Raw genomic sequence first — 16,514 nt, 5'->3', positions numbered from 1 at the left:
GCATGAGCTGGGCCGGGCTGCTCATCGCCCTGGCCGGTGCCCTCGGCTACGCGCTCGGCGCGGCCCTGCAGCAGTACGAAGCAGTGGTGGAGGGCGCCTCGCTCAAGTTGGTGAGGCGCCCTCGCTGGTGGATCGGCGGCATCATCGGGTTCACCGGAGCCTGCCTGCACGCCGTGGCGCTCAGCCTCGCGCCGCTGGTCGTGGTGCAGCCGATCAGCGTGGCCACGCTGGTGTTCGCGGTGCCGCTGGCGGCGTTCATGTACGGGCGCAGGCCGTACAAGGGGGAGATCTTCGGCTCCATCGCGGTGGCCGTCGGGCTGCTCTGGCTGATGATGCTGGTCCCCACCCACAACGTCACGCCCCGGCTGGGCAACGGCGCCGCGATCGCGTTCATCGCGGTGATCGGCATGGTCGTGCTCATCACGCAGCTGGCCGCGAGCCGGGCCCGCGGTCCGGCCCGGGCCCTGCTGCTGTCAGTCGCGGCGGGGGCCGTGACCGCCAGCGTGTCCACGTTCGTCCGGGTGGTCGGCGGGGGCCTGGAGGGCGACCTGGGGCGGTTGCTGCACTGGTTCACCCTGGCCGTGCCGGTGCTGCTGGTCGCCGCCGTGGTGCTGCTGCAGCGGTCCTACGCGGTCGGCTACTTCGGCATCGCCTACGCCGGCGTGCAGGTGATCGACCCCATCACCTCGGTGCTGGCCGGTGTGATCCTGCTCGGCGAGCCGCTGCCGACGAGTCCCGCAACGGCCATCCCCGCCCTGCTCGCGGCCGCGCTGACCATCGGCGGCACGATCACGCTCGGGCGGCTGGCCCCCGACCACTCGAAGCCGGCACCGGTGGAGTCCAGTCCAGCACCTCGTCGAATGAACGCAACATCAGATCTGGGCTGAGCCGTCCGGCCAGCGACATCGCCAGGTCGCGAAGCCGCACCGCCGCAGGGGCGCGGGTCTTGGTCGCCCGGCAGACGGTCATGCTACGGCGCACGATCCCGGCGGTTCGGCGCAGCCGGGCGTCCGTGTAGCCGGCGAGGTCGCCCCCGGCCACCTGGGCGAGCACGACCGCGTCCTCGATCGCTTGGCAGGCGCCCTGGCCCAGGTTGGGCGTCATCGGGTGGGCCGCGTCGCCGAGCAGCGCCACCCGGCCCCGGTGGAGGGCGGGCAGCGGGCGGTCGAGGTAGTGGACGTCGTTGCGCAGGATCCGCGCCGGATCCACCGCGCGCAGCAGCTCCGGGATCGGTGCGTGCCACCCGCCGAACCCGCGTAGCAGCTCCTCGCGCTCGTCGGCGGCCCTGGCGCCGGCCGGCGCCAGGTCGGTCGCGTAGAAGTAGACGAGGTCGCGGGCCAGTTGGTGCACGCCGAACACCCGGCCCCTGCCCCACGTCTCCGTGCTCCGCACCGCGGGGCCCGAGCTCGGCACGAGCCCGCGCCACGCGGTCACCCCCGAGTAGACCGGCCCGGGATGCTCCGGGAAGAGCGCGCTCCTGGTCGCCGAGTGGATGCCGTCGGCCGCCACGACCAGGTCGGCCCGGAGGTCGCCCGCGGCGGTGCGGACGGTGCCGGTGCCGGGGTCGACACCGGTGACCGTGGTGCCCAGCCGCAGGTGCCGCTCGCCCAGGGCGTCGGCGAGGACCTCGGCGAGCGTGGCCCGCAACATGACGACCACCGAGTCGCCGAACCGTTCGCGTGCCCGCTCCTCGCTGGTGCGCATCAGCCACCGGCCGTCGGGGCGGCACACACCGGCCTCCCCTTGCAGCCTCGACAGCTCGCGGATCCGGTCGCCCAGTCCCAGCGTGTCGAGGGCGCGCAGCGCGTTGGCCGCGATGGCCAGCCCGGAGCCCGCCTGGTCCAGGTGCTCCGCCCGCTCCAGCACGGTCACGTCCCAGCCCCGTCGGTGCAGCGCGATCCCGGCGGTCAGCCCGCCGACGCCCCCGCCGATCACCACCGCGTTCGGCATGTTCCGCCTCCTTGTTCACTACGTCTGTAGTCTCAGCGTACTACGCCTGTAGTGAGGTCTTACTACCGGTGTAGTATCTCTGCCCGTGAAGCGCTCTGACCAGGTCGCGGAGGCCGCCATCAGCCTGCTGGCCGAGCGCGGCATGCGCGGGCTCACCCACCGCGCCGTCGACGAGGCCGCCGGTCTGCCCCCCGGCTCGACCTCCAACCTGGCCCGCACCCGCGCCGCCCTCCTGGAGCTGACGCTGTCACGCCTGACGGAGCTGGAAGAGCAGGCCCTGTCCGCCCTCCTGACGCCCGACGTGCCCGGAGGGACCTCCGAGAGATCGCTCGACGGCCCCGAGGGGGAGGCGCGGAACCCGCTCGGCGACCTGCCGGGGCGGCTGGCCGAGGCGTTGCAGGTGCAGCTCCGCGACCGCAGGCGCACGCTGGCCCGCTACGAGCTGGCCCTGGAGGCCACCCGGCGGCCCGAGCTGCGCGTGATCTACGACCAGGCGGGCCGCCGCTTCCGCGACCCCGCCGTCGCCCTGCTCGCCGCCGCCGGCTCGCCCGACCCCGTACGCCACGCGCGCCGGCTCGTGGCGTACGGCGAGGGCATCATGTTCGACGCGATAGCCGGAGCGGGCGCCGAACCGTCACTCGACGAGCTGCGCACGGCGATGCGCGAGCTGCTGACCGGCATGCTGGCCTGACGAGGCCGGGCGTTCAGCGGGTCAGGCGGGCACGGTGGTCCGGCCACTCCTCCTGGAGGATGCCGAAGTAGACGGCGTCGCGCCAGCTGCCGTCGGGGCGCCTGCGCTGCCGGCGCAGGGTGCCCTCGTGCAGACCGCCGATCCGCCTGATCGCGTTCTGCGAGCGCAGGTTGAGCACGTCGGTCTTGAGCAGGACCCGGTTGAAGCCCAGCTTGTCGAAGGCGTGGTCGATGAGCAGCAGCTTGCAGCCCGTGTTGACGGCAGTGCGCCAGAACGCCCTGCCGTACCACGTCCAGCCGATCTCGACGCTCTCGTCGAAGCCCGGCACGTCGCCGTAGGTGGTCCAGCCGGCTGCCCGGCCCGTCTGCCGCGGGATCACCGCGAACGGGACGTGCCGGTCGTCCTCGATCAGCATGCGGGCGATCTGTGCCAGATCGTCCTCGGAGCGGGGCACGGCGGCGGGGAGCCAGCGCCAGACCTCGTCGTCGTCGCCGCCCGCGGCGAACAGGTCGGGTATGTGGGTCATGGTGAGAGGTTCGAGTCGGACGACGTCGTTCTCGAGCGTCACGGGTGACGGGAGCTTCGCGGTCATGGCGGTCAGGTTAGGTCCCGGTCGGGGAGGGCGGTTAGCGCCACATGCCGGTTTTTGCTGGAAACCACCTGTCGACAGACATACCGGCCGGTCGGTAGGCTCACGACATGGACTTCGCCTTCGACGCCGTCACCGAGGACCTGCGCGAACGACTGCTGCGCTTCATGGACGAGTGCGTCTACCCAGCCGAGGCCGCCTTCGAGGAGCAGGCGGCGACCAGCGGATGGAGCCCGCCGCCGCTGCTCGCCGACCTGAAGGACGAGGCCAGAAAACGCGGCCTGTGGAACCTGTTCCTGCCCGGTGACCACGGAGCGGGGCTGACCAACCTGCAGTACGCGCCGCTGGCGGAGATCATGGGCCGCAGTCCCAACCTCGCGCCCGCCGCCACCAACTGCGCCGCGCCCGACACCGGCAACATGGAGGTCCTCTCCATGTTCGGTAGCGAATGGCAGCGCAAGGAGTGGCTGCGGCCGCTGCTCGACGGGGAGATCCGCTCGGCCTTCGCGATGACCGAGCCCGAGGTAGCCTCCTCCGACGCCACCAACATCGCGACGTCGATCGTCCGCGACGGCAACGAGTACGTCATCAACGGCCGCAAGTGGTTCATCTCAGGGGCGATGAACCCCGACTGCAAGATCTTCATCGTGATGGGCAAGACGGACCCCGAGGCGCCGGCCCGCCGGCAGCAGAGCATGATCCTGGTGCCACGCGACACCCCGGGCATGCAGATCAAACGCGGCATGCACGTGTTCGGCTACAGCGACTCCGACCACGGCGGGCACGCCGAGATCCTCTTCGAGGACGTCCGCGTCCCGGCCGACAACCTGATCGGCGAGCAGGGCGGCGGTTTCGCCATCGCCCAGGCCAGGCTCGGCCCCGGCCGCATCCACCACTGCATGCGGCTGATCGGCATGGCCGAGCGCGCCATCGAGCTCATGTGCCGGCGGGCGCTGAGCAGGACCACGTTCGGCAAGCCCGTCGCCCAGCAGGGCGTGGTCCAGGACTGGATCGCCGAGTCCCGCATCCGGATCGAGCAGTTGCGGCTGCTGGTGCTCAAGACGGCCTGGCTGATGGACACCGTCGGCAGCCAGGGCGCCCACACCGAGATCCAGGCCATCAAGATCTCCACACCGATCACCGTGGAGTGGATCCTCGACAAGGCCATCCAGGTGCACGGGGCGGGCGGCGTCTCGCAGGACTTCCCGCTGGCCGCGCTCTGGGCCGGGGCCCGCTCGCTGCGGCTGGCCGACGGCCCCGACGAGGTGCACAAGCGGTCGCTGGCCCACCGCGAGCTCAAGAAGTACATGTGACGGATCGCAAGGGAGCTGGCCGAGAGGGAGCTGGCCGAGAGGGAGCTGGACGAGAGGGAGCTGGAGTGGACGAAGCGCAGCTCAAGGAGCGCACAGCCGCGTTCCTTGACCAAAACGACCCGAGTGGCGACCGGCTGGAGTTCCTGCGGGCCAGGTTCGACGCCGGCCTGGCGTGGGTCTGGTTCCCCGAGGGGCTCGGCGGCCTGGGAGTGTCACGCGAACTGCAGCAGGTGGTCGAGCGCGAGCTGGCCCACACCCCCCAGCTCAGCAGCGTCCAGGGCATCGGCCTGGGCATGGCGGCGCCGACGATCCTGGCGTTCGGCACCGACGAGCAGAAGCGCCGGTTCCTGAGGCCGCTGTGGACCGGCGAGGAGATCTGGTGCCAGCTCTTCAGCGAGCCCGGCGCCGGTTCCGACCTGGCCACGCTGGCCACGCGGGCGGTCCGCGACGGTGACGAGTGGGTGGTGGACGGCCAGAAGGTGTGGACGTCCGGCGCCCATCACTCCCGGTGGGCGATCCTGGTCACCCGTACCGACCCCGACGTGCCCAAACACCGCGGCATGACGTACTTCGTCTGCGACATGCACGCTCCCGGCGTCGAGGTGCGGCCGCTGCGCCAGATCACCGGCGAGGCCGAGTTCAACGAGGTGTTCCTCACCGGCGTGCGGCTCTCCGACGACCTGCGGCTCGGCGAGGTGGGCGACGGCTGGCGCGTCGCGCAGACCACGCTGATGAACGAGCGCGTCGCGATCGGCGGCGCTCCCGTCCGCCGCGGCGGCGGCATGTTCGGCTCGGTACTGGAGACCTGGCGCGAGCACCCCGAGCTGCGCACGCACGACCTGCACCAGCGGCTGCTGTCGCTCTGGGTGGAGGCGGAGGTGACCCGCCTGTCCGGCGCGCGGCTGCGCGAGCAACTGGTCGCCGGCCAGCCTGGACCCGAGGGCTCGGGCATGAAGCTGTCGTTCGCCAGGCTCAACCAGGCGCTGTCCGGCCTCGACGTCGAGCTCAGGCGCGACCTCGGCTACGACGACTGGACGTTCCGCCGCTCGGAGGGCGTCGACTTCTACGGTCGCGGGGCCGGATACCGCTATCTGCGGGCCAAGGGCAACTCCATCGAGGGCGGCACCTCGGAGATCCTGCGCAACATCATCTCCGAACGGGTGCTCGGCCTGCCCTCCGAGCCCCGCGTCGACAAGAACGTGCCCTGGAAGGACCTGCCCCGATGACGGCCGGTGTGGCGGAGGAGAAGGGGGAGCGCCCCATGACGCTGCTGTATTCCGAGGTCGAGGAGGAGCTGCGGGCCGCCGTGCGCGGGCTGCTCGCCGACCGCTGCCCGCCCGCGGCGGTGCTGAAGCGGATCGAGTCCGAGCCTTACGACCTCGACCTGTGGCGGACGCTGGCGGGCGAGATCGGCGTGGCCGGGCTGCTCATCCCCGAGGCGTACGGCGGCGCCGGGGCGAGCGCGAGTGAGGCGGCGGTGGTGCTGGAGGAGCTGGGCAGGGCCGTCGCCCCGGTGCCCTACTTCACCAGCGCGGTGCTGGCCACCCACGCGCTGCTCCAGTCGGCCGCCGTGGACCGGGCCGGTGAGCTGCCCCAGACGGCCGCCGTGGACCAGGGCGGTGACCTGCCCCAGGCTGCGGCCGTGGACCGGGTGCGTGAGCTGCTCGGCCGGCTGGCCGAAGGGCGGGCCACGGCCGCCCTGGCCGTCTCCTTCGCCGCGTCACCGTACCGGCCGGAGCGCGGGTCGGCGGTGCGGGCCGGCGACGACGGCGCCCGCCTGTCCGGCTCGGTCTCCGGCGTGGCCGGGGCCGACGTGGCCGACGTGCTGCTGGTGCCGGTCAACGGCGTCCTGTACCTCGTCGAGGGCGCGGGCGTCGAGGTCGTGCCGTCGCTCGACCTGACCCGGCCGGTGGCCACCGTCACCTTCGACGACGCCCTCGCCGTGCCGCTCGGTCCGGTGGACCTGGCCGAGGTGCTGAGGTTCGGCGCGGGGCTGCTCGCCTCCGAGCAACTGGGCGTAGCCGAATGGTGCCTCGACACGACGCTCGCGTACGTGAAGGAACGCCACCAGTTCGCCCGGCCGATCGGCTCGTTCCAGGCGATCAAGCACCGCCTGGCCGATCTGTGGCTCGACGTGGTCCGGGCAAGGGCCGCCGCCCGGGGAGCCGTCGCCGAGGGGTCGGCCGTGTCCGTGGCCGTGGCACAGGCGTGGAACGGCGACGTGGCGGTGCGCACCGCCGAGGAGGCGCTGCAACTGCACGGGGGCATCGGGATGACGTGGGAACATCCGGTGCATCTCTACCTCAAGCGCGCCAAGGCCACCGAGATCGCGCTCGGCACCCCCGGCGACCACCGCGAGGCGCTGGCCTCACTCGCCGGCGTGCCCGGCCCCGAGTGAGGTGAGCAGCAGGTCGGCGAAGTGCCTGCCCACCTGGGCGCCGGTGAGCGGCCCGTCCGCGTGGTACCACGTGCCCAGGTGGTGCACGGAGCCGAAGAAGTAGTCGACGACGAGCTCGGCGGGCACCCGGTCGCTGAACGTGCCCGCCCGCTGTCCCTCGGCCACCAGGTCGCGGAAGCGCTCGTGGTAGCGGCGGCGCTCGGCCCGCACGGTCTTCTGGGTCTCGGGCGCCAGCAGGTGCATCGAGCGGAAGAAGATCTTCGAGTCGTCGAGGTTGGCCGTCGTGGTCTCCACGACGTCGGCCGCGGCCCGGTGCAGCCGCTCGGCGAGCGGCTCGGGGCCGTCGGCGATCGCGGTCAGCCGGTCCATCTGCATGCGCAGAAGACGGCCGTAGATCTCTTGCAACAGATCATCTTTTGAGCTGAAATAGTGATACATGGCGCCCTTGGTGACGCCCGCTGCCACGACGATCTCTTGGACCGAGGTGCTCTCGAAGCCGCGCTCGGCGAACAGCCGTGTCGCCGCGCCCAGCAGTCGCTGGCGTACCGGTTCCTCTTTCACCTGTGTCCCCCTCCATCACCTCGCTCAGCATACCGACTGGTCGGTTGATTGGTCTTCTCTTGGCCTTCTGGGTGCTATTTCCGTCACCTTAGGGTGCCCTTGCTTGGAGTGGGGTAATACTTGATCAGGCGAGGGATCTTCGGCGTGGCAGATCCTCATGGTCACAACTCATTCGGGGAGTTTGCCGTGCCTGGTGGCTCTATCTACGTGCAGCAGGACGAGAAGTTCACTGGCTCGTCGCCGCAGTGGTACTACGAGAAGTTCTGGCGCGAGGACGCCCGCAACCGGCAGAGGTCGCGCATCGTCAAGGCCGTCGCGGGCTTCGTGGCGGGCATCGCCCTGGCGCTCAGGTTCGAGGTCGCGCTCGCCCCCCTGTGCGGTCTCGCGCTCGCCGGGGTCGTGGCCGGCGCCGACTGGTGGCTCGACTGGCGTTCGTTCCGCGCCACCGCCGTCTGGCGCGGCAGGCGGCGCGGTGAGGTGATCACCCGACGGCTGCTGCGGCGCGCACTCGGCAGGCAGGGCTACCACGTCCTCGACGGGCGGGCCATCAGGGACCAGGCGTCCATCGACCACCTGGTGATCGGCCCCGGCGGCGTCTGGATCGTCGACAACGAGTCGTGGAGCCCCGACACCGAGATCGCCACCTACGCCGGGCGGCTGTTCTTCGGTGAGAGATACGGCACCAAGGTGGCCAAGCCGCTGGTCGACACCGCCGAGGCGTTCGCCGAGCTGCTGACCCGCGAGACCGGCATCCCGGTGCGGATCACGCCGCTGCTCGCTGTGCACTGCGGCTCGCTGCCGCGTGGCGGCGCGGTCGCCGCCGAGGGGGTGACCCTCCTCAAGCCGCGCCTGGTGGCCAAGGAGATCAAGTCCTCGCGGGAGACCGTGCTGAGCGACGAGCAGGTCGAGCTGCTCGCCCGCACCGCCGCGCGCGAGCTCCAGAGCCAGCGTTCCTGACCCCGCGGCTGACCCCCGCGGTCTGACCCCCGCGGCCTGACCCCGCGGCCTGACAGCGTGGTCCGGCCGCGCGGCCCGGCGGCTCGCCTGGCCTTTCGGCCGGTCAGGCGAGCTGCTCGATGAAGCCCGTCAGCTGGGAGACGTTGCGGCACTCGTACATGGGGACGACCGTTCCGTAGTCCGAGGCGATCGAGTCGCCCGTGTCCCACTGCGGGCGCGGCTCAGGGTTCAGCCAGTAGGCGTGGCGAGCCTTGGCGACCAGTGACTTCAGGACGTCCAGCGCGGGGGGCTGGTAGTTGGACCGGGCGTCGCCGAGGATGAGCAGTGACGTCTTCGGCCCGATCGCGTCGCCGTAACGCTCGGCGAACCTCTCCAGCGCGTGACCGTAGTTGGTGCGGCCGAACCTGACCATGTCCGCCTCGTCGGCGAGCTTGGCCATGGCCTCCACCACGTCCGCCCCGGGCACGAAGAACCTGGTGATCTCGTCCACCGTGTCCACGAAGCCGAACGCCCGTACCTTGGTGAACTGCTCCCTCAGCGCGTACGTGAGCAGCAGGGTGAAGTGGGCGAACGACGAGACCGAGTCGCTGGTGTCGCAGAGGATGACCAGCTCGGGCTTGTGCGGCCGGGGCGGCTTGAAGTAGGTCGTCAGCGGGACGCCGCCGCTCTGCAGGGAGGCGCGCATCGTGCGGCGGAAGTCGAGCCGCCCGCGCCGCCCCCGCCGGTGCTTGATCGTCAGCCGGGCCGCCAGCCGCCTGGCCAGCGGATGGACCTCGCGGCGCAGCCGGGCCAGGTCGGCCTTGGTGACGCGGAGGAAGTCGATCTGGTCGAGCGGGGGACGCACGGTGGAGCGGGCGATCCGCTCGACGCCGGAGTCCTCGGCGATCCGGCGGCGCACATCGGTGGCGACCGCGTCCTCGAACCGCCGGGTGCCGGCGGCCACCCGCTGGCGCGCCGTCTTCTCGGCCAGCCCGCCTCGCTCCTGACCGGCCAGCACCTCCCGCAGGATCCTGGCCATCAGCGTCTCGGGCGACAGGGCGCGCATCACGCTGTAGGAGAACCAGTTCTGCCGCCCCGGTCCGGCCGGCCGGCGGCCGAACCGCTCGACCATGGCCCGGGCGAACTCCCGCAGCTCCGCGTCGGTGCCGTCGGTCAGCAGCCGGGCCAGGTAACCGCGCAGGTCCTCGACGGGCGCCGTCCGCGGATCGGGCGCCCCCTCGGCGCCGGGCCCCTGGTCGTACAGGCCGGTCGTCGAGGCCGGAAACCACAGGTCGAACAGCACGTCGAACCCCGGACGGTAGCCCGGCTTCTTGACCAGCGTCGCCGCGTAGGCAGCGCGCAGCGACTCGCGCTCGGCCAGGTCGATCACCCGTAGCGCCCGCGCCGCGTCCAGCCCTTCGGCCAGCGACACCGGCACCCCCGCCTCGCGAAGGGCGTGAATGAACCCGACATGCCTGTCGACGAGCGACATGTGACCTCCAACGGGATGGGACGGGCGGGTCGGGCGGCGATCAGGCAGCGGGTCAGGTGGCGGGTCAGGCCTCGGACAGGCCGAGCTCCTTGATCGCGCGGGTCTGGTCGGAGGCGTGCTTGAGCACCACGCCGAGCGTGCCCGCCATCGTGGCCTCGTCCAGCTCGTCGCGGCCGAGCGCCAGCAGGGTGTTGGCCCAGTCGACCGTCTCCGCCACCGACGGCGCCTTCTTCAGCTCCAGCGCGCGCAGCGTGGCGACGGTCCTGGCGAGCTGTTCGGCCAGATCGGCGCGGATCGTGGGCACCTGGCTGAGCACGATGTCGCGCTCGCGCTCGGGTGTCGGGTACTCGATGTGCAGGTAGAGGCAGCGCCGCTTGAGCGCCTCTGACAGCTCCCGGGTGGCGTTGGAGGTCAGCACCACGTACGGCTTGTGCACGGCGGTGATCGTGCCCAGCTCGGGGATCGTCACCTGGAAGTCGGACAGCAGCTCCAGCAGCAGCCCCTCGACCTCGACGTCGGCCTTGTCCGTCTCGTCGATGAGCAGCACGGTCGGCACGCCCGTCCGGATCGCCTTCAGCAGCGGCCGCTCCAGCAGGAACTCCTCGGTGAAGATGTCGTCGTCGGCGCTGGTGGCCTGGATGCGCAGCAGTTGCTTCTTGTAGTTCCACTCGTACAGGGCCCTGGCCTCGTCGAGCCCCTCGTAGCACTGGAGCCTGATCAGCTCGGACCCGGTGGCCAGCGCCATGGCCTTGGCCAGCTGGGTCTTGCCCACCCCCGCGGGCCCTTCGACCAGCAACGGCTTGCCGAGGGCGGCGGCCAGGAACACCGAGGTGGAGATAGCGTCGTCGGAGAGGTAGTCGACGGCGGCGAGCCGCTCTGTCACGTCGGCGGGCGAGTCGAACATCAATGCTCCTGTCTGCTGGCCGAACTTTATTCTAGCCAGGCGTGGGGGATAGATGCTGATTCGACCAAGGTGCCGAGTGCCGGTATATTCCTTCCTGCACGCGCCGCTAGCTCAGTTGGTCAGAGCAGCTGACTCTTAATCAGCGGGTCCGGGGTTCGAGTCCCTGGCGGCGCACCAGTAAGAAACCCCAGGTCAGTGTTCTGACCTGGGGTTTCTTTGTATGGTGTCGCGCCTGACGGCGGCTCACGCCTCATCCTGATCATGATGGTCGCTCCGTGGCGGCTCCGTGGGTGGTTGCTTGTCGATGGCCTTCCCCGGTGCCTCCGGCGGTTCAGGGGCCGGGAGCATTCCGGCTTACACCCCACCGATTCGGGATGTGTGCCGCTCACGCTGGCGTCGCTCCCCATAGCCTGTTCGGCATGGGGGCAGGTGATCGCCGGCGGGCCGGGCGGCTCAAGGGCGGGGAGGCGGCGGTGAGGGCATACGCCAGGATCACCGACTCGCCGCTGCGTGTGCGGGACATGGCACTGGATCGAGAGATCCCAAAAATTCTCAGCATGAGTGGCGATTCTTCTTGGCCCCGATGGAACGATTCTGTTCGGAATAAGGTGTTGAGATATCCATGATGCCTCCCGGGCCTCCGGCCTTAGGCTGGGCCCCGCCAGAAGACATCCCTCCCCAGGTCCCCGCGGATCGCCGCGGGGCTCGCCTGATCACGGTAGGGGTGATCAGCTTGGTCGTCTTCCTGCTCGCCGGTGTCGGCGCCTACGTCATCGCAGGCAACGTCCGCGGACAGGATACGAGTTACTGCGGCCACGACTGCGTTCCCGGCCTCAAAATCACCACGGTCGTCGAAGCGTTGAAGCGTCAGGGACACGCATGCGCCGACGAAAGAATATTCTGGTCCTGTGGGCTGAAGGTCGGCGAAGTGCGGTTCAAGGCGGACCTGTTTCGCGCCGATAGTGTGGTGAAATTCTATGAATATATCAACAAGGTCGAGCTCAGCATTCTGAATCCTGGCGGCGACACATTGGCCGGGGCCGATTTGGACTACATGTCGTGGTTTGCGACCTTGCCGCACCGTGACGATCCTTCGGCGGTCAAGAAGGTCAACCACTGGCTGACCGAGCAGCTCGGAGTGGATGAGGATGTGACCTACATCCTTGATTGGGAGTACGTACTGCAGCGGGACGCGAAGACCGTCGACCTCACGATAAGACGGAGGCAATAGACAGTGATGGCGGCTCAATCTGGCGGGCAGTACTCTCCTGACGGCAGGTTCTGGTGGGACGGCACCGCCTGGCAGCCGGTGCAGGCCCCGCCGCCTCCTGGCCCCTCAGCACCGCGACACCTCACCGCGCCGCAGCCTTCCGATCACCTGGCGGGTCAGCCCCTTTCCTCCTGGCCGTCCGAGACACCCTGGCCGCAGATGCCTCAGCCGTACGCGGTTCAGCCGCCGTCGCAGATGTCCCCGTACGGCCATCCCGGATCGCCTGGGTTCCAGAATCTCCCTCAGGCGCCGTCCGGTACGGATGTCCGGAGCCGCCGGTCAGGGACGGTGGGGGTCATACTGCTCACGGCCGGTGTCCTGATCGCGGCGCTCGCGCTGGGCGGGCTCACCGGTGGGGCCGTCGGTCTGGCGATCAACGAACCGAGGACGAACGACCCCGCACCCTCCTTCCCTGCGAAATTCCCCACCGGGAAGTAGCGGTACGTGCCCAAGGACCCCTGCATGTCACCCTTTGTCCACGTCAGCGGGACACGACACGGGCGTACGCGCCCGTCCGGGGTTCGAGTCCTTGGCGACGCACACCGAAAGACCCCAGCTCAGATTTCTGCGTTGGGGCTTCGTATGAGGACCTTGCCTGACAGCCGGTCAAGCTCCCGTCCCCGACGGTTCCGGCCATGCTCGGGCGGATGTGCTGTGGCCTGGACTACCTGATCAATGCCCCACGGGTACTCGTACGGCCGGTAGCCTGCCGGTACGCCTCCCAGATCTCCTGGCGCAGCCGCCCCTTGTCAGGTACGGCCAAGCCGTTGGCCCGGGCCCAGGCCCGGACCTCGGCAGTGGATGGATCCAGCGCCGGCTCGCGGACGTGGACCTGGCTCCCTGCCTCACCCGGCCGCGCAGCGTCAATCGGAGGCGCCTCGCGGACCGGTGGATGGTCGGCAGCGGTGTAGGCGGCTGCCAGGAACCGGTAGGTCCATTCCTCGGTCAGCTGACGGGTCTCACCGAACACGATCGGCACGCTTGGGAAGGCCACCTGCAACTCGGCGACCCCGTCGGCGACGATGGCGGGGCGGACGTGATCCAGCTTGAACACTTGGCTGTAGCGGTCCTCCACGCCAACCGCGGCGTGCGGGAGCGTGGAAAGCTCGGTCAGCTGGTACTTCAGCCTGGTGTTGAGCAGGCTGGACACCAGATCGGCCAGACTCTTGCGCTCCACCGAAGCATGGAGCCGCCCGGCGACCTCGACTCCGTAGTCACCGCAGGCCAGGCGTTTCCTGGTGACCTCCACCTGCTGGCGGGCGAACCGATAGGCATACCGCTCGCCGGAATCGACCACGATGGGCAGTGCCGCGATTCCCCCCGCCCGCGCCGTGGGTGTGGTCACGTTCGGCCGGGCCTGCTTGCGGACGCGGGCGGTCTGCCAGAAGATCGCGTCTCGGCCGCGGGCCTTGGTGAAGACGATCTGGGAGCGGTTCTCCCGAGCCCGATCCAGGACCAAGTCGATGGCGGCGCCGCGCCGTACACACGACTTGGCCGGCACCCGCTCGACCACATCCGGGTCGAGCGGCCATTCGCTGGGCCCGGCCGGGAAGCAGTAGATCGCCTTCTCCCGCGGCCAGGTCCCGCCCGCGCGCAGCAGCAGCCCCGTCTCCCCGAGCGGGAGCCGGATCAGGTACGGCAGGCGGGAGTCGGGATCGGGGTTGTGGACGATGACCAGCTCACGCACCACTCCAGTGTCCCCGATGCGCCCCGTGAGCCATGGGAGGCCGGGCAGATGCGATCCCGGTCACGCGGAGCATGCTCGACAAGCTGCTTCCGGATAAGGCCGGTCACCGGCGATCCCCGACAGGGCCGAAGAAATCCGCAGGGCGCCGCTCAGGCGGCGACGTGCGCCGCGAACTTGTCTAGGACTGCGACGATGACATCGAAGACTGCCGCGTTGATCAGTTGGGTGTTCTTGATCGAGGGATACAGCTCCAGCTTGGCCACGGGGATGTCCATACCTGGTGCGCTGTTGAGTAGCTCCAGCAACTCTTCCCGTAGTTCAAGATCGTCAAATGGCGGCCGATTCTTGAGTAGGCCGAAGGGGAACTCGATGGTCTTGGCGTAGAACCGCACCACGTAAAGCGGTTTTCCGTGCACCTTGATGATCGGGGCGCAGGATGCTCCTGTCGAGGTGCCGTACTGTACTTCGCGTCCCTGCTTCCGCCAGTGGTCAAGCACCCGTTGGACCGCGCCCGCAGCCTGGGGCCCACTTTGCTCGGTGAGCTGCTGGACGAAGCGTTGCTCTCGCTCGTGCGTCGCCTCCTCGTAATCTTCAGTGGTCTCGGTTTCGGCGAGATCCATGGCTCCCGGCAGCTCGAGCAGGTGGGCAAGTTCTCGCGCACTAACGTGCTGATCAGTGGAGGCGCCACCGTTCTCGTCGAAAGCGATGCCCTCGGCACGCAGGACATCGTGGACATCGCGGTCATCGTCGGGATCAATCCAGCGGAAGCTCTCCGATGGCTTGCCCTGCTTGGTCAGCACTCGGTGGGCATTGAGCGCAGGCACGGTAGCCAGGTGAACTCCCACTGGGACGGGGTGTGAGCCGATTAGTTCGGCCATGTCCGAGTAGGACGTCCACGTCGACGGAGGGAGGGCGGCGAGCGCCTTATAGAGCAGAGTCCAGTCGCGTGAGGGAGCAGGTTCTCGACTGGACTCGTCTGGGCCCGGCCAAATAGTGATCGCTCGATCAGCCAAACGGTCGGCTCGTGAAAAGATCTCGGCCTTGCCCCACTGCTCGCACGCGGCGATCTCTTGGTTCATCTTCAGGCTGCTCTGTCCGAGTTGCTTGCGCTTGGTGGCGAAGGAGCTGTTGCTCAGCTCGGAGTTGTAGCCGCTGAGTGTGAGGTTGCCGAGGGTATGGACGAGCTGCCGATGCACACCTTCATCATCGGTCAGCTGTTCAAGCCAGTCAGCCGTGAGGGACTGGGGCAATACATGCTCGATGGTAATGCGCTTATCGGTGAGGTCTACGGACTCCTTGCTCCCCAATGACTCCTCCAAGCGGCGCAGCACCAGCTTTTGCTGTGCCGCTCGACCTTGCCAATAGAAGGCGCGGTTGCGGATCGCTTCACGCAGTTGCTCGTCAGAAGGCCAGTAGAGCCTGGCAGGGGAGAGCGCAGCCCGGACCGTCTGCGGCAGGTCGTCGTCAGGGTCGAGTTGTCCAGCAAGGCGCTGGAAGATGCGGTTAAGGTTGCCCGTGGTCACGCCAGCGATCAGACGGCGGACGATGAAGCTCTCGACGAAGGTCAACGTCTGGGCGACTTCATCGTCGCTGACGTGATCGTCCTCACGGAACGCGAGAAGCCGCATGACCAGCGGGTATGCGGTGCTGGCTTGCCATTCCTTGAGGAACCGCAAGTGCTGCGTGAAGGGCAGACCTTCGGACGGATCAAGGATCAGCCTCAGGTGCCGCGCACGGCGGTGGAGGTCCCTGACGTAGGCCTCGACCTTGGTCTCGTCGCTGGCCAGCCCCAGGAGGAGCTGCTGGTGGCCTCGGTAGATGGCGTTGTACTGAGCTCCCTCGCCCTCCTTGAGGACGAGCACTAGATACATGAGCTGTTCCATGGCCTTGGCATCGAGCAGCCGTTGGATCGGCATCCAGTACTCGTCGTAGACGTGCTGGCCCCGTGTGGGTAGGCACATGAACACGTAGTTGCGGATCAGATCGACTTGACTGAGCCGCATCCCCGTGTTGTTGATCGATTCGAAAATGCGGAAGGCGTTGTCGTCCTTCTCCACGGTGATCTGAACCAGATTGAGACGATCCAACAGGACCGATTCCACGCGGGCGAGGTCGTGCGGATCTGCTGGATCGTCGAACTCTCGGAGCATGCCGCGGAAGAATTGGTACGCGTTACCGATCAGACTGTCGGACATGCCCTCGGCCACGTCATCGACGCACGCCTTGAAAGCGGCCCGGTCGGCCTGTGTGGGAAGCAGCCGATAACGCAGCTCGCCCGGCTGCCACTTGTTGATCAGATGGAGCTCGTTGATCCGCTCCTTTGCCTTTGGATCTTCGGCCACCAGATGGTCACGGACGGCGCAGAGGGCGAGCATTAGCGTGGTGAGTCGCTGCTGGCCGTCCACCACGATCCACTGCGACCGGCTGGGCGCCAGCTCGGGACCGGGCGCGAGGACCACTGAACCAAGGAAGTGGCTGGGAGCATCCGCCTTGCCCTGGGCCAGCATGTCGACTTGGGCCACAATGTCGCTCCACAACTGGCGCAGCTGAGGTCGCTCCCAGGTGTAGTGGCGCTGATACAACGGCACCAGCAACTGTTGGTCGCCCTGGATGAGCCTACGAAGCGTGGTTCGTTCGCCTTCATGTCAGCCCCTTCGCCCTGTCTGCATCACGAGAGCACATGCACTATGCGCCACATTAAGCTGACGCAGCGCTACCGGTCT

General features: G+C 68.9%; 14 protein-coding genes and 1 tRNA gene. 8 read left to right on the top strand and 7 right to left on the bottom strand.

The genetic code is table 11. The features are described 5' to 3' along the window. Positions 1-2: 2 nt before the first annotated feature. Positions 3-887 (top strand): DMT family transporter, encoded by an 885-nt coding sequence (locus AC5L3X_RS04700; RefSeq protein ID WP_189123437.1) that lies wholly within the window; start codon positions 3-5, stop codon positions 885-887. Here AC5L3X_RS04700 and AC5L3X_RS04695 read toward each other — a convergent pair. Beyond that, positions 790-1,950, bottom strand: a complete 1,161-nt coding sequence (locus tag AC5L3X_RS04695; RefSeq protein ID WP_494855333.1) for an FAD-dependent monooxygenase — start codon at positions 1,948-1,950, stop codon at positions 790-792. The genes AC5L3X_RS04700 and AC5L3X_RS04695 overlap by 98 nt on opposite strands. Before the next feature lie 85 nt (positions 1,951-2,035). Here AC5L3X_RS04695 and AC5L3X_RS04690 point away from each other — a divergent pair, with 85 nt between their 5' ends. Then, positions 2,036-2,641 carry a TetR/AcrR family transcriptional regulator gene (locus tag AC5L3X_RS04690; RefSeq protein ID WP_494855332.1) on the top strand — a complete coding sequence of 202 codons (606 nt, stop codon included), beginning with the start codon at positions 2,036-2,038 and terminating at the stop codon, positions 2,639-2,641. Positions 2,642-2,654: 13 nt separating this feature from the next. On the opposite strand, the gene AC5L3X_RS04685 is transcribed toward AC5L3X_RS04690, so the two are convergent. Then, entirely contained in the window at positions 2,655-3,233 is a 579-nt protein-coding gene (locus tag AC5L3X_RS04685; protein ID WP_189123439.1) for a GNAT family N-acetyltransferase, read from the bottom strand. Positions 3,234-3,340: 107 nt separating this feature from the next. Between AC5L3X_RS04685 and AC5L3X_RS04680 the strand changes: the two genes are divergently transcribed. The 3 genes from AC5L3X_RS04680 (at position 3,341) to AC5L3X_RS04670 (ending at position 6,941) form a co-directional block, all read left to right on the top strand. Next, positions 3,341-4,543: an acyl-CoA dehydrogenase family protein gene (locus AC5L3X_RS04680; protein ID WP_494855330.1), complete on the top strand. Its 1,203-nt coding sequence runs from the start codon at positions 3,341-3,343 to the stop codon at positions 4,541-4,543. A 65-nt stretch (positions 4,544-4,608) separates the two neighbouring features. Continuing rightward, complete coding sequence (locus tag AC5L3X_RS04675; RefSeq protein ID WP_494855328.1) at positions 4,609-5,769, top strand: acyl-CoA dehydrogenase family protein; 1,161 nt, start codon at positions 4,609-4,611, stop codon at positions 5,767-5,769. Then, entirely contained in the window at positions 5,766-6,941 is a 1,176-nt protein-coding gene (locus tag AC5L3X_RS04670; protein WP_494855327.1) for an acyl-CoA dehydrogenase family protein, read from the top strand. The genes AC5L3X_RS04675 and AC5L3X_RS04670 overlap by 4 nt, the downstream gene beginning before the upstream one ends. On the opposite strand, the gene AC5L3X_RS04665 is transcribed toward AC5L3X_RS04670, so the two are convergent. After that, positions 6,912-7,502: a TetR/AcrR family transcriptional regulator gene (locus tag AC5L3X_RS04665; protein ID WP_189123442.1), complete on the bottom strand. Its 591-nt coding sequence runs from the start codon at positions 7,500-7,502 to the stop codon at positions 6,912-6,914. The genes AC5L3X_RS04670 and AC5L3X_RS04665 overlap by 30 nt on opposite strands. A gap of 186 nt (positions 7,503-7,688) precedes the next feature. Between AC5L3X_RS04665 and AC5L3X_RS04660 the strand changes: the two genes are divergently transcribed. Continuing rightward, on the top strand, positions 7,689-8,459 hold the full coding sequence (locus tag AC5L3X_RS04660) for a nuclease-related domain-containing protein (protein WP_494855325.1): 771 nt from the start codon (positions 7,689-7,691) through the stop codon (positions 8,457-8,459). A 103-nt stretch (positions 8,460-8,562) separates the two neighbouring features. Here AC5L3X_RS04660 and AC5L3X_RS04655 read toward each other — a convergent pair whose 3' ends face one another. Together AC5L3X_RS04655 and AC5L3X_RS04650 are read right to left on the bottom strand one after the other, a co-directional pair. After that, positions 8,563-9,930, bottom strand: a complete 1,368-nt coding sequence (locus tag AC5L3X_RS04655; protein ID WP_494855323.1) for a vWA domain-containing protein — start codon at positions 9,928-9,930, stop codon at positions 8,563-8,565. 64 nt (positions 9,931-9,994) lie between these two features. After that, a complete protein-coding gene (locus tag AC5L3X_RS04650) occupies positions 9,995-10,834 on the bottom strand; it encodes an AAA family ATPase (RefSeq protein ID WP_494855321.1) in 840 nt (279 codons plus the stop codon). A gap of 100 nt (positions 10,835-10,934) precedes the next feature. Here AC5L3X_RS04650 and AC5L3X_RS04645 point away from each other — a divergent pair. Together AC5L3X_RS04645 and AC5L3X_RS04640 are read left to right on the top strand one after the other, a co-directional pair. Beyond that, positions 10,935-11,011, top strand: a tRNA-Lys gene (locus tag AC5L3X_RS04645). 556 nt (positions 11,012-11,567) lie between these two features. Continuing rightward, on the top strand, positions 11,568-12,065 hold the full coding sequence (locus tag AC5L3X_RS04640) for a hypothetical protein (protein WP_494855320.1): 498 nt from the start codon (positions 11,568-11,570) through the stop codon (positions 12,063-12,065). Positions 12,066-12,768: 703 nt separating this feature from the next. Here AC5L3X_RS04640 and AC5L3X_RS04635 read toward each other — a convergent pair. Together AC5L3X_RS04635 and AC5L3X_RS04630 are read right to left on the bottom strand one after the other, a co-directional pair. Further along, complete coding sequence (locus tag AC5L3X_RS04635; RefSeq protein ID WP_494855318.1) at positions 12,769-13,791, bottom strand: ERCC4 domain-containing protein; 1,023 nt, start codon at positions 13,789-13,791, stop codon at positions 12,769-12,771. A 149-nt stretch (positions 13,792-13,940) separates the two neighbouring features. Continuing rightward, positions 13,941-16,403, bottom strand: coding sequence for a DUF262 domain-containing protein (locus tag AC5L3X_RS04630; protein WP_494855569.1), 2,463 nt, complete (start codon positions 16,401-16,403; stop codon positions 13,941-13,943). Between the last annotated feature and the right edge of the window lie 111 nt (positions 16,404-16,514).

The organism is Nonomuraea sp. CX421, assembly GCF_059358955.1.
This window is presented reverse-complemented; position numbering and strand designations above follow the sequence as displayed.